Origin of the sequence: Endozoicomonas sp., from assembly GCF_965196975.1 — a bacterium.
Classification (GTDB): Bacteria; Pseudomonadota; Gammaproteobacteria; order Pseudomonadales; family Endozoicomonadaceae; genus Endozoicomonas.
Map to the genome: position 1 here is coordinate 1,011,461 of NZ_OZ239981.1, position 13,212 is coordinate 1,024,672.

Consider the following 13,212-nt stretch of genomic DNA (forward strand, 5'->3'; position numbering starts at 1 on the left):
CGGCGTCTTTCCCTAAACTTTGATTTTTCCGGTGGTGGCGTAGGTGATGAGGGTTTGCTTGAATTCTATGAGAGACTCAAGCTCTCGATTTATAGTTTCCAATATCACTGAATACTCTTTACTGATTTCAGCTGCATATGAAGTGATCTTTAATTGCTCTTGCTTGGGAGGAAGAGCAACAGGTAAGTTACCAAGTTTGGTACGATTCGTTGAAGCAAGGTTTGTCGTCTTGTTTGCGGTATTGGTGAAGTACCGCCTGCCATAATCACAGCCAGAGACCAAAGCAATAAAGCTTTCTGATGCACGTGTTTTATCGACTCTAACGCAAAAAACGTGGTTTTGATGCAGACATTCCTCTCGTTCAGCCCTCCAGACTGTTCCACGACCCAGCTTGTCAATATCTCCGCCTTCAGTGACCATAATATCACCAGATTGAATGAGGTATTTTTTTGCCTCATGAGCTGGTAACCGAATTGTTGTCAACTCATCCAGTTTGAAATAGCCATCTTGTACATTGGCAACACGTAAGTAAGGGTATTCTTTTATCCCTTTTCCTGAGTATGTTTTCCCGAGGGTTATACCTGTTTGCACATTGCTGAAATGTTTTAGCCTTACCACCTTCCAATGCTCAGGAATCTTCCCAATCCATGCCATACCACTGTCTTTCATTTTGACATTGGAGTTCAGCCCTTTGGTGACGGCCCGGTTGATCAGAATGGCTTTCTGTTCGTTCAGCAGTTGTATCAGTGCCTGCTTCTTGGCAATAGCTGCATCAATCTCGGCGGTTTTCTCATCAAGGAAAGCAACGATGCGAACCACATCTTGTTCTGGAGGTGTAGGCGAGTAAATTGTTTTGAAGTCTTCATAACGGAGGCTGTTCATATCATCACATAGCCCGTAGGAGTTACGGTTTGCTTCTTTGATGAACAGCTCGGTACGGTATAGGTAATGAAAGTAACGAGAGTAAAGCTTGTTCTTTGTGTTTAGAATGATGTAGGCAGGGCTGACAATTCCGTCATATTTGGACTCACCAATAGCCCCCTGCCACATCCGCATTTTGTTGTAAGCCAAGTCGCCTTTACGGACTACTTTGTACTTGGACTTATCGTCATTTGAAGAGTCTTTTTTGCGGGTGATCTCAGATTGCTTGATAACCCCTTGCTTGATGGTGACCGCAAGGAGCTCCATCCTAGGTTGATTTACTTCCTTACGCTCATTAAAAAGCCCAAGGTTGCGAGTCACAGCCCAATGTTCAGGCACTTCACCCAACCACTCAGCTCCTGAATCCTTATACCGATCGTATTTAGGAAACTGCACAGATTCCATCTCGGTTTCCTGTGTGCTCAAGGCTGTTGTATCGCTCATGGCTGCTCCCCAAAGCTCACCAACTTTTTCAACAGCCCTTCGGTTTCCTTTTCCAACCGAAGAATATCTTCAGTAACTGCTTCCAGAGACCGCAGCGGCTTGTGCTGATAGAAGTATTTGTTAAAGCTGATTTCACAACCGAGCTGGGTTTTGTCCAGCGCGATCCAGGCGTCGGCCACATGGGGGCGAACTTCATCAATAAAGTACTGATGGATATCTTCACTCAGCGGTACATTTTCGGTATCCCGAAGCTCAGAGTCCGGTTCGTATTCCGTAAATTGGGACCCTTTCAGACGCCAGAAACCATAATCCTCAAGATGGCCATTATCATCCTCCAGGTGGTTCAGCGTATCAGATAATAGGGTGGCCACCTGTTCCAACGTATGTACTTTCTTGACCACGGGGCAGGCGTTCTCATCCCGCCAGCTGATGGCATTGAGTATCTGGGTTTTCGTGCTGGCCGCCAGTTTGATCGCCAGTTGCTTCAGTGCCTTGTCGACATCGGTCTTGAACTGATTAAAATCGTTGTAGATTTCATCGCCCATCACTGACTGAATTTTTTTTTGCCACTGACATCAGTTGTCTCTGTTTTTCCCAAATGGGTACCGACAGCAGGGTGTCGCGATTTTTCCGGGTCAGATTCAACCCTTGTTCTTCAAAGTGCTGCTCAATGGTCTGACGTTGTTTTTTAAGGGCGCTGGCGGTATAGACGTCGTCACCCAGTTGCTGGTATATCCAGACCATTTCATCCCGCAGCGCGGGCACAAACCGTAACTCAGCGATCCGTTCGTCAGAGCATTGCGCGGATTTTCGCAATGGCCGCTCTACGGTGATTTTTGCATACCCGAAATCCTCATTGTTAAAGACTTTGGCGGTGCCGTTGCTTTTGGTTTCATCCGCCAGTTCGTGATAAAGACGGGTGAGTTCGTTGACATGCTCGTCGGTCAGTTCGCAGTTTTTCTCACCAAAGTTTTTGCGCAGCTTCCGGTACATGGTCTGGGCATTAATCAGCTGCACCTTGCCCTGACGATGAGCCGGTTTGTTGTTGTTCAGAATCCAGATGTAGGTGGTAATGCCGGTGTTATAAAACAGATTATTGGGCAGCTGGATAATGGCTTCCAGGTAATCGTTTTCGACGATAAAACGACGGATGTTACTTTCACCACTGCCCGCATCGCCGGTAAACAGGGAAGAGCCATTGTGAACCGACGCAATGCGTGAGCCCATGCTGTTGTTGGTGGCAGACTCCATTTTATCCACCATTTCCATCAGGAACAGGAGCTGGCCATCGGATGAGCGGGGGATGGCAGGTTGGTAGCGGTAAGTGCCCTTATGATCCGGCAGGTTGACCTCAAAACGAGGCTGCATCACTTCCTTGCCTTCCACTACGTACTTTTGCTCGGTCTTCCAGCTTTTCCCATAGGGTGGGTTGGAGAGCATGAAGTCAAAGTGTGCACCTTCAAATTCATTACTGGCAATGGAAGAACCAAAGCGTATATTTTTGGGCTCATTGCCCTTGATCATCATATCCGATTTGCAAATGGCGTAGGTTTCGCCGTTGATCTCCTTGCCATACAGATGAACACCTGACTTTGAGCGGATATCCCCAGCCGGGTCAGTAATAAAATTCTGTGCTTCGGTAAGCATGCCTCCGGAACCGCAGGCCGGATCATAAATGCGTACAATTGGAGGTAATTGATCTTTCACTTCCAGAAACAGGATGTGAGTCATCAGTTTGATCACTTCCCGTGGGGTGAAATGCTCCCCTGCCTCCTCGTTGTTGTCTTCGTTAAACTTGCGAATCAGCTCTTCAAATACATAACCCATGCCCAGGTTGGTCAGCGCTGGGAGTGTTCGGCCCTCAGGGTCTTTGGCTTCGCGTGAGCTGAGGTTAATGTCGGGCGACACAAATTTTTCAATAACGTCGTGGAGCTTGTCGGCGGCTGCCAGCTTGTTGATCTGGTTGTAGAGATCAAAATGCCGGATGATCTCTTTGACGTTGTCGGAAAAGCTGTCCAGATAATGGCGGAAGTTGTTAACCATCTGGGAGGGGTTACCGGTGAGGTCTTTCAATGAAAGGTCAGCTGTGTTGTAAAACACATAACCGGAGGCCTCTTGCAGGGCGTCAGGGTCTTTATCGGGAATACCAAATTCTTCTTTCTGGAATTCCACCTCTTCTTTGACCTGCGCTTTGGTTGCTTCCAACAGGCAATCCAGACGACGAAGAACGAACATCGGCAGGATCACATCCCGGTATTTGCCCCGAACATAGACATCCCGAAGGCAGTCATCAGCAATAGACCAGATAAAGTTTACGATTTTGTTGTGAACAGAGTGATCCATGGGAAACCTGAGGTTTGGGCTTGCTTGATCGAATCTAAAAAATGATTGGAGTGTACCGTTTTCAGAGGTTCTGTGGCCAGAGATAAACCCTTAATAAATGGTGTATTAGCATTAAGTGACTGGTTATTCCTCTCCTCATTCACATTGCTTGATGTGATGGTTGATCGTACTACCAACGATAGAAAGTTCTCACCCCACTTACTCCCCCCATAAGAGTCAACACCAATGGCTAAGAGTCGTAAGTTGATTGAAAAGGCGGCTTTTACAACAGATAAGAGTAAATCATCTAAAGACTATGCCGGTTGAAAATCGGATCTTTGTTACTGTGACTAGCTCTGCTTTGGTAATATCCTGATCACTGCTTATACTCATGCCGACCGATAAAACGACAATTTATTAATGGAAACTGCTTCCCATCACCAGCACTACACCGACCATCAGCCACTGGTTCACCTTCAGGGATCGGTAGAGCGGGTCACCTTCCACAGTGAAGCCAGCGGGTTCTTTGTGATTCGGGTCAAGTGCAAGGGGCAGCGTGAGCTGGTGACCATGACCGGTAACACACCCTCGGTGACACCCGGCGAGTTTGTGGATGCCACCGGCATCTGGTTTAACGACCATAAGCACGGGGTGCAGTTCAAGGTTAAGCAGATCAAAACCGTGACACCCAATACCCTGGAAGGGATCGAGAAATACCTGGGGTCTGGCATGGTGAAGGGCATCGGCCCCCATTTTGCCAAACGGTTGGTCAAAGCCTTTGGTGAACAGGTGTTCGATATTATTGAGGAGAACCCGGAACGGCTGATGGAGCTGGAGGGCATCGGTAAGAAGCGACGTGAGAAGATCACCTCGGCCTGGTCAGAGCAGAAGGTGATCCGGGAGATTATGGTGTTTCTGCAATCCCACGGTGTTGGCACAGCCCGGGCGGTGCGTATTTATAAAACCTATGGCGATGAGTCCGTGGCGAAAGTGCAGGAGAACCCGTACCGGCTGGCGCTGGATATTCACGGCATCGGCTTTAAAACGGCGGACAACCTGGCCATGCAGCTGGGGATCGACCGGGTGTCGTTAATACGGGCCCAGGCCGGGGTGCGCCATGTGTTGCAGGAGTGTTCCGGAGAAGGGCATTGTGCCCGACCGTTTGAGGCGTTGGTGAACGATGCGGTCACGCTGCTGGAAATACCGGAAGACACCATTAAGGAAGCAGTTCAGTGCGAGATCAATGAGGATCGGCTGACACCGGAGACCATTGATGAAGTACCCTGCCTGTTTCTGACACCGCTCTACCGTGCCGAGCAGGGGGTTGCCAACCATGTGAATCGCTTGCTTCAGGGATGTTCCGGCTGGTCTGGTATTGCCATGGACAAAGCCATTCCCTGGGTGGAGGAGAAAAACAACATTCAACTGTCCGACTCCCAGAAAGGGGCGATTGAACTGGCGGTGCAGAATAAGTTCTGCATCATTACCGGGGGGCCAGGCGTGGGTAAGACGACGGTGGTGAATAGCATCCTGAAGATCATCCAGGCCAAGCGGGTTGAGGTGACGCTTTGTGCGCCAACGGGGCGTGCCGCCAAGCGATTGTCTGAATCGACAGGGCAGGAAGCCACCACCATTCACCGGCTGCTGGATTTTGATCCGTCTGCCTTCGACTTCAAACGCAATGCCGAGAATCCCCTGGAAACGGATCTGCTGGTGGTGGATGAGTGCTCCATGGTGGATGTGGTGCTGATGAATCAGTTGTTGCGCGCCGTGCCCGACTCGGCTGCGGTATTGCTGGTGGGCGATGTGGATCAGTTGCCTTCAGTAGGGCCGGGATCAGTACTGAGAGATTTGATTGAGTCCAGCAAGGTGCCGGTGGCGCGATTGACGGAAATCTTCCGGCAGGCGGCCACCTCACAGATCATTACCGGCTCTCATGCCATCAACCGAGGTCAGGCGCCCAGGGTGACGAAGAAAGGGGAGGAGACGGACTTCTTCTACCTGACCGGCGAAGAGCCTGAAGAGTTGTTTGCCAAGTTGATGTCGGTGGTTACACGGCGGCTGCCTGAGACGTTTGGCTTTGATCCGGTCAACGACATCCAGGTGCTGGCCCCAATGAACCGGGGCGGACTGGGTGCCCGCAGTCTGAATGTGGCCTTGCAGGAAGCCCTGAATCCGGATGCCCACCCCCGGGTTACCCGGTATGGCTGGACCTATGCGCCGGGGGATAAGGTGATTCAGACGGTCAATAACTACGATAAGGAGGTGTTCAACGGCGATATTGGCCGGGTAAAAGCGATTGATATTGAAGAGGGCGAGTTGATGATTGAGTTCGACGGTCGGGAGGTACTTTACCCGGTCAATGAACTGGACGAAGTGTCGTTGGCTTATGCCACCACTATTCATAAAAGCCAGGGCTCCGAATACCCCTGTGTGGTGATCCCCATGGCCATGCAGCACTTCACCCTGCTGGAACGTAACCTGCTCTACACCGGTGTGACCCGGGGCAAAAAGATGGTGGTGCTGGTGGGGCAACCCAAGGCGGTGGGTATGGCGGCTCGAAATCGAAAGTCGAACCGCCGGTTGACTAACCTGCAGGCGAGGTTGGGGGGAGACCAGAAAGCACTGATGGCTCGTCAATCAGCTCTAATGGCATAGCTGTCGTAAGTTTCTGACAGGGTGTCATGAAAGCCCCAGCCCATATCATGGGTATCTCTTAAGATTTTTCGCAACCTATCATTGAACTCATGAAAGAGATCTTCTTTGACAATGTACTTGATGGTGCTTTCATACATACTTTCCATACTGCAATAAAAGGGTTCATCAATGTCGCCATACTCTCGGGTACACCAGACGCCAGATTCGACAAAGGTAAGCATGATGTCGGCAAGGCCAGCATTAGAGCAGGATATTTTCTTGTAATCGGAGATCGCTTTTCTGGCAACGGATGCTCTCATTTTAGGGAACTGTTTCCGCCCGGAAGGAATGTATTCATCTCTGACTATCTTTTTGTATTTGTCCAGCACTGCAGAATCGTCATTAAAGAATGAGGCCTGGTAGAACTCTTTTACGTTGGCAAATTTTTTATAGAGATGAGCTATTTCTTCGACCAATTCATTCTGGGTCTTTTTTCTTAACTGTTTCTTCAGTTCAGTCAGTGTTGGTTTCTTGGACATTTGTATAATCGCTCATTAAGAGGCAGGGCCAATGTTATGGTGACGATTTGTAGCCTTATGGATGGTCAATTTCAACTACTTCTGATCTGTTAGGATTGGTTGTTAATCTGATATTTTGACAAAATACGCCATTGGCGTATAATTAAGCGTATGGTCATTATTGAAACTACGATCTTTAGTCGGAAAATCAAAGAATTAATGAGTGATGATGAGTATAAGCTCCTGCAGGAGTCACTGGTTAATCGCCCCGATACTGGTGCCATCATTCAATCCACTGGTGGACTGAGAAAACTGAGATGGAAGCTGGAAGGAAGGGGCAAAAGTGGTGGTGTACGCATCATTTATTACTGGGTGTCAGCCGATGACCAGATTTATATGCTTTACGCATACCCTAAAAATGAGCAAGAGGAGCTGACTGCGGAGCAGAAAAAGCTGCTAAAGAAAATGGTAGAGAGGTGGTCTGATGGATAAATCAATGTTTGATGAGCTGTTGGCCAGCGTCCACGAGATGGATGATATTCGAGAAGGTAAAAAAACAGCCGCGAGAGTAACTGAATTTCCTGATGTGGAAGTTAAAGCCATTCGTGAGAAGGTAGGGTTGAGTCAGGGGAAGTTTGCCTTGCTGATAGGTGTCAGCAAAAGGACTTTGGAAAACTGGGAGCAAGGGCGTAGGCAGCCCACAGGTCCAGCCAAAGCACTGCTGAGAATTTTTGCGGTAGATCCGAAAGGAACTTTGAAGGCATTGCATGGATAGTTTCAGGGTACAATGGTGCTATTAACGTTGGTTATCAAAAATTCCGCCACAGGTTCCCTTCCCACCGCCATACACCTTAACCCTTACGATATCTGTCGTGAGGGTTTTGTCGTTTATAAACCCTTATAACAAAGGGTTGAACGCATTTCGCTGGAGGATTCGCTCTCCCCACAAACAAGCTTTTTCCCACCGTTTTTTGTCATTTTCTCTCTTCTCTCTGAAAAATTGGAGGACTTTGCCCTTCGAGACCTCCAGCGTTTTTTGTTTTTAGGATCAATGTGTTAGCCTCTAGGGCTTGTTGGAGGTTTTAGGTTGAAAGTCTGGTAGGCGCTCGGGACTGAGCGCGTAATCTTCTATGTAGCTTCACTCATGCTCCAAATGCGGTGGATGAGTGGATAGAGATGTATTCAAGAACAGCGATGGAATTGCTTTATTTTTTAAAGCTGTGTGGTAGTACAAGGAGTTAAAATGAAACTGGATCAAAGATTCGTTAGCCTGGTTAGTAGGCGCTCTAAGGGTTGTTCCAGTCATGGGTGCCATAGAGATTGTGCTGCTGAGTGCTTAGTAAGCAACACTTATATTCAAGATCTGAAACAATATATTTCTTGTGGTCAGGGCGGCAAGTTATCAGCTCACGAAATTGATCAGAGAGTAAGTCATCTCATTGGTGATGTGTATATAACTTTTGATTTTCCTTATGAGAAGAGAGAATTTTTAAGAGCTCAATGTAACGTCCCAAGAGATGAGTTGGTTGTGGAGCGACTCTCGTATTTCAGTACTTCTGATCCATGCCAGCCAGGGATAGGGAGGTTTAACAAAGCTGGCGATGGGCTTTTTTATGCGACCGTTATCAACTCACCATCTGGTACTGATGATGCACTTCAGACAACACTTCAAGAGATTCGAGCTAAGGATGAAGATGAAATATCAGTACTTCGTTCTAGCCAAGTTGATGGCGTGGACTTGAACCTTCGTATCATTGGATATGGGAGTTGGGTTCGTGAAGGAAAAAAGCCGGGATGGATGCAAGATAATGTTTTTGACTACCTTAAAATGCATTATAACTACTTGGATTCGAAGCTGTGTGACAATTTACGCAAAGCCAGTCAGAATGTTGATGATTTTATGGCATCCATCATTGCAGAGCCTGAAAGCAAAAAACTGTACGATGTTACTTCCTCTATCGGAAGGGTTCTAATGGAGAGCAGTAGTATTGATGGTATTGTATATAGCTCAACAAGAGCAGCGGATTACCCAGTAATTGTTCTAAAGCCTAATTCAGTTGATGACAAGATTCAATATGATGAAATTACAGTAATTAAGATTCATCAAAAACCACATCAGAAAAACTTTGAATGGTGGTAACTATTCAGCACCCTTCATATAAATCTGGAATTTTCTGATTTTTCGACCATCATCTTATACTCAATTTTTCTAACAAATCTCCAGTATGGAACCAGACTTCCCAGCTACTCCGTTTACCGAAGCTCTCCTTAAAGAGAATGAAGAGCTTCGGACCGAGAATGCGCTTTTACGGGAACGTTGCAGCGAACTGGAAGAAAGGGTTAATAAAAACAGTCAAAACAGTAGTAAGCCACCATCGTCAGATGGTTATCAAAAGCCCAGTAAAAAAGGGAGTGATAAAGGTGATACATCTTCCAAAGAAGCCCCCTGCTCCTCACAGGAAACACCGAACCCCAAAAGCCTTAGACCATCTTCAGGCAATAAACCAGGTGGCCAGAAAGGTCATCAAAGCTCTTGTTTGAGACGTGTCGCCTTACCCGATTATGTCAGGCATCTGAAGGTTGAAAAATGTTGCTGTTGCCAGTCTTCGCTTATCGATATTAAACCCACCAAATACATTGAGCGACAGGTTTTTGATCCAGGTAGACCCGGAGAATTTGAAGTTACCGCGTACTGGGCAGACGTTAAAGTATGTCCTTGTGGTAAACGGAACACCGCTGAGTTTCCCCAAGGAGTGAAAGCCGCTGCTCAATACGGAGAAGTGACTCAGGCAATGGCTGTTCATTTAAACCAGTATCACTTCATCCCATATCACCGGGTGTCTGAGTATTTCAATACTATTTATTGCATGAGTGTCAGCGCAGGCTCTGTTGCCAATTTTGTTGCCTATACCCATGAGAACCTGGCCTCTACTGAGCAGAGTATCCGCGATGCTTTACAAGAAAGTCCGGTTGCAGGAGCGGATGAAACTGGCATGCGGGTTGACGGTTCACTGTGGTGGTTACACATTATGCGAGATGACCAATGGACGCTTTACTACCTCTCAGAAAGGCGAGGTTGTGAAGCAATGGATGCAATGGGCATCCTGCTGACTTTTGCAGGCATTCTGGTTCACGATCATTGGAAGTCCTACTTTGCCTATGCGGCAGTGCATGTGCTTTGTAATGCCCATCATCTGAGAGAGCTTCAGGGAGTTGTCGATAGGGATGCGAATAAGCTGGCTCTGCGGCTGATGAAATTGCTTACGCTCTCCTGGCACTTCTGCAAGAAATACAAAGCAGCCGGTCTGACTCAAATGCCTGGTGCAATACAGCTTCGCATTGAGACGATATACGACCAAATCCTTCAAAGGGCTCTCACGAAGGAAACCGCTTATATGGAAAAACAACGACAGGTGCTTGGACGTAAGAAGGTCAGGAATACCAAGGCCTACAACCTGTTCAAAAGGCTTATTGAGTTTAAGGTTGAAACGTTGCGCTTCATGTCGGACTTTTCAATTCCCTTCGATAACAATGGCAGTGAACGTGATGCCAGGATGGCCAAACTTAAGCAGAAGATCTCAGGCTGCTTCAGAAGCGAAGACGGAGGTACCATGTTTACCCGAATCCGAAGCTATTTATCATCTGCTAAAAAGCAGGGGTTGAACATATTTCAGGCGCTTCTTAAAGCGGTTCGAAATTACAACAATACGCCTTTGCTGGGTGCTGAATAGTTACGAATGGTGTTTAGATTGTCGGTTGAATGTGTTGCAAAATATGGAGTCTGAATGATTACGTTCAGTTCTTTTGGTTTAAAAAAATAACAAAAAGCTCCCAAGCTATGAGGGCGGAGCGATGATTGCTAATTTTGCAAAGTGGTCACGTTGCTCAGTCCATAGCATCGGGAATGGTTTCAAGCAGTCCTTAAGCGTCAGTACCCATGTTCCGGTATGGCAGAGAATCGCTTCCTGAATATCGGGAGCCAGGCAAGTCAGGCGAATAAACTTGGAGATTTTGGCTTTGTCAGTTTTCTCCTTGTCTGCTAGTTCCCGGACGCTTTTGAACTTCCCGTCTTCCAGCAATTTGATCCAGCGGTGTCCTTGAATAAGCGCTTTCTGTAGGGCTTCCATTTCGTCATGGCTAACCATGCCATCCGGTGTCTTGATAGTACTCTTGCCACCCCGTCGTATAATCTTGATGGGAATGGTTACTTTGATCAGGTTTTCTTCTTCCAGAAATTCAACGGTCTCTTCGCCAACTTTTTTGACAATGGCCATGGGGCTCTCCTTGCAATTATGGTTGTAGTTCAATGGCAACGGCATTCATGCCGTCAGGCCGGAAGTAAACGGTGACTTGCTCTGCGGCCAGTTCGATGCGTTTGATTAACAACTCCGTAAGTCGTCGTTTTTCCGGAGCGAACAGCTCGTCCCATACTGAAGCCAGATCACCCAGAGCGGCCCGGATGGTGTGTTCATCGAGATTGCCATCCTGTTCACTGGCCTGCTGCCACACTTTGAACAGCAATTCAGGGCTGGCCAGCCGTTTCCGTATCTCCTCCAGCACCATAAGTTCCAACGTGCGGGCCGACAGCGGCGGCAGTGGGCTATTTTTGGCTCCCTGTTTCTGACTGGTGCCGGTCACGTAATAACGGAACAGCTGGCCGTTTTTGCGGGTACTGCTGGTGGTCATGGCTAAACCATCCGGTCCTACCAACATGCCCTTGAGAAATGAAGGATTGTTCCGGTGCCTGGAAGACTTGGAGCGCAGCTGGGCGTGGACATCGAAAGTACCATGAGCCTTTGCCCATAAGTCCATTGGGATAATCGGTTCATGCTCACCGGGGTACCATTCGCCCTTGTTGCCAATCTCCCCGATATAGATCCGGTTGCGCAGAATGCGGTGAACCGTATTTTTGGCAAACAAGCTGTCGCCTCTCACCGTCCCGTCGTGTAACGGGATCGCCTTGGTTCGATAGCCTTTCTTGTTGATGACTTCACAGGTCTGGATAATGGAGCGGGTTTTCACAAAGGTTTTGAAAATCAGGTTAACCAGGCCTGCTTCCACCGGGTTTACGGTGAGTTTGCGCTCAATGACGTCATAGCCCAGTGGAGGGTTACCGCCCATCCACATGCCTTTCTTTTTGGAGAGCAGAAATTTGTCTCTTATTCTCTCGCTGGTGACCTCCCGTTCGAACTGGGCAAAAGAGAGCAGGATATTAAGAGTGAGTCTTCCCATACTGCTGGTGGTATTGAATTGCTGGGTAACTGAAACAAACGACACATTATGCTTGTCGAACAGATCGACCAGTTGAGCAAAGTCAGCTAATGAGCGGCTGAGGCGATCCACCTTGTAAACCACCACAATATCAATCAGGCCAGACTGAACGTCCCTCAATAATCGCTGCAGGGCAGGTCGCTCCACATTCCCACCAGAGAACCCACCGTCATCGTAGTCATCAGGTATCAGTACCCAGCCTTCATGCTTCTGGGAGTGAATGTACGCTTCGGATGCATCCCGTTGGGCATGGAGCGAATTAAACTCCTGCTCCAGTCCTTCCTCGGTCGATTTTCGGGTATAGATTGCACATCGCTTCTTCACCAACGTTTCCTTACGCTTGGCCATGTACACCTCCTTTTGACTTGGATTTCAACCCAAAGAACATCGGTCCCGACCAGCTGGTGCCGGTGATCATATTAGCGATACGGGTGAGGCTCTTGTAGATCTCTCCCCGGTACTCAAAACCCTGCGGGGTCACGATGACTTCGTGGGTTTCCCCGTTGTACTCCTTGGTGATAACGGTCCCCAATGGAGGCTTCACTAAGCGGCTATTTGCCGACTTGGGTTTGTGCTCACTTTTCTTGCTGGCCAGCTTCAGCCGGTCAGAGCTCTTCTCACTCAGTCCACCCAATGCCAGCTCCTGAATTCGATTGGACAGTCGTTGTCGCAGAATCCTCAAATCCAATTCAGGAGCCTCTTTGCCGTAGAGCTCTTTCCACAATTTACGGAGCTCTTCCGTCTTCATTGATTGAATTGCCACCACCCTGGCGGCAAGGGTTTTATCATCATTCATAAGCTACCTCAGTCGTTTTCTCTGTTTTTGTTAAGAGTGTTCACAGTCATGCATGAGGTAGCGGAGTTATCCAGTCGGTCAGGGTCTTTATTTTGTGTTCTCTGACGCTTGCGGAGGATGGCTGAAGCGATCAGTGCTGCAATTTCATCCCGTGGGCTGAGGTCTTGCTCCATTGTTGATAGCAGTTCGTCCATGGTGTTGCTTTCCTGCAAAGGCTTACTTTTATTCTGCGAATCCTTATGGATTTTTGCCATGGCGTATTTGCGGGGGCTTGCGTGCTCTGGCGTACTTACTGTATAAAAT

At 48.0% G+C, this 13,212-nt stretch carries 13 protein-coding genes; 5 read left to right on the forward strand and 8 right to left on the reverse strand.

Annotation, left to right across the window (positions count from 1 at the left end):
- Positions 1-12: 12 nt before the first annotated feature.
- From ACOCLE_RS04535 to ACOCLE_RS04545, 3 genes are read right to left on the reverse strand one after another with little or no spacing between them, the layout of a single operon-like run.
- Complete coding sequence (locus ACOCLE_RS04535; RefSeq protein ID WP_419535695.1) at positions 13-1,365, reverse strand: restriction endonuclease subunit S; 1,353 nt, start codon at positions 1,363-1,365, stop codon at positions 13-15.
- Positions 1,362-1,913 carry a hypothetical protein gene (locus ACOCLE_RS04540; protein ID WP_419535696.1) on the reverse strand — a complete coding sequence of 184 codons (552 nt, stop codon included), beginning with the start codon at positions 1,911-1,913 and terminating at the stop codon, positions 1,362-1,364. Before ACOCLE_RS04540 ends, ACOCLE_RS04535 begins: the two co-directional genes overlap by 4 nt.
- Positions 1,900-3,708, reverse strand: coding sequence for a type I restriction-modification system subunit M (locus ACOCLE_RS04545; protein ID WP_419535697.1), 1,809 nt, complete (start codon positions 3,706-3,708; stop codon positions 1,900-1,902). Before ACOCLE_RS04545 ends, ACOCLE_RS04540 begins: the two co-directional genes overlap by 14 nt.
- A gap of 399 nt (positions 3,709-4,107) precedes the next feature.
- Here ACOCLE_RS04545 and ACOCLE_RS04550 point away from each other — a divergent pair, with 399 nt between their 5' ends.
- Entirely contained in the window at positions 4,108-6,345 is a 2,238-nt protein-coding gene (locus tag ACOCLE_RS04550) for an ATP-dependent RecD-like DNA helicase (protein ID WP_419535698.1), read from the forward strand.
- Here ACOCLE_RS04550 and ACOCLE_RS04555 read toward each other — a convergent pair.
- Positions 6,324-6,863, reverse strand: a complete 540-nt coding sequence (locus tag ACOCLE_RS04555; RefSeq protein ID WP_419535699.1) for a DUF6155 family protein — start codon at positions 6,861-6,863, stop codon at positions 6,324-6,326. The genes ACOCLE_RS04550 and ACOCLE_RS04555 overlap by 22 nt on opposite strands.
- Before the next feature lie 198 nt (positions 6,864-7,061).
- On the opposite strand from ACOCLE_RS04555, the gene ACOCLE_RS04560 reads away from it, so the two are divergent.
- The 4 genes from ACOCLE_RS04560 to tnpC all read left to right on the forward strand — a co-directional run bounded on the left by ACOCLE_RS04560 (position 7,062) and on the right by tnpC (position 10,573).
- Positions 7,062-7,334 carry a type II toxin-antitoxin system RelE/ParE family toxin gene (locus ACOCLE_RS04560; RefSeq protein WP_419535700.1) on the forward strand — a complete coding sequence of 91 codons (273 nt, stop codon included), beginning with the start codon at positions 7,062-7,064 and terminating at the stop codon, positions 7,332-7,334.
- The gene (gene nadS / locus ACOCLE_RS04565; RefSeq protein ID WP_419535701.1) at positions 7,327-7,617 is read left to right on the forward strand and encodes a NadS family protein; all 291 of its coding nucleotides are present in this window, start codon (positions 7,327-7,329) and stop codon (positions 7,615-7,617) included. Before ACOCLE_RS04560 ends, nadS begins: the two co-directional genes overlap by 8 nt.
- 468 nt (positions 7,618-8,085) lie before the next feature.
- Positions 8,086-8,982, forward strand: coding sequence for a hypothetical protein (locus ACOCLE_RS04570; protein ID WP_419535702.1), 897 nt, complete (start codon positions 8,086-8,088; stop codon positions 8,980-8,982).
- A gap of 85 nt (positions 8,983-9,067) precedes the next feature.
- Positions 9,068-10,573, forward strand: a complete 1,506-nt coding sequence (tnpC, locus tag ACOCLE_RS04575) for an IS66 family transposase (protein WP_419535703.1) — start codon at positions 9,068-9,070, stop codon at positions 10,571-10,573.
- A 105-nt stretch (positions 10,574-10,678) separates the two neighbouring features.
- Here tnpC and ACOCLE_RS04580 read toward each other — a convergent pair whose 3' ends face one another.
- The 4 genes from ACOCLE_RS04580 to ACOCLE_RS04595 are packed head-to-tail and all read right to left on the reverse strand — an operon-like array spanning position 10,679 to position 13,163.
- Positions 10,679-11,116: a hypothetical protein gene (locus ACOCLE_RS04580; RefSeq protein ID WP_419535704.1), complete on the reverse strand. Its 438-nt coding sequence runs from the start codon at positions 11,114-11,116 to the stop codon at positions 10,679-10,681.
- A gap of 16 nt (positions 11,117-11,132) precedes the next feature.
- Positions 11,133-12,461: a recombinase family protein gene (locus ACOCLE_RS04585; protein ID WP_419535705.1), complete on the reverse strand. Its 1,329-nt coding sequence runs from the start codon at positions 12,459-12,461 to the stop codon at positions 11,133-11,135.
- Positions 12,448-12,909: a DUF2924 domain-containing protein gene (locus tag ACOCLE_RS04590; protein ID WP_419535706.1), complete on the reverse strand. Its 462-nt coding sequence runs from the start codon at positions 12,907-12,909 to the stop codon at positions 12,448-12,450. The genes ACOCLE_RS04585 and ACOCLE_RS04590 overlap by 14 nt, the downstream gene beginning before the upstream one ends.
- An 8-nt stretch (positions 12,910-12,917) precedes the next feature.
- Positions 12,918-13,163, reverse strand: coding sequence for a hypothetical protein (locus ACOCLE_RS04595; protein WP_419535707.1), 246 nt, complete (start codon positions 13,161-13,163; stop codon positions 12,918-12,920).
- Between the last annotated feature and the right edge of the window lie 49 nt (positions 13,164-13,212).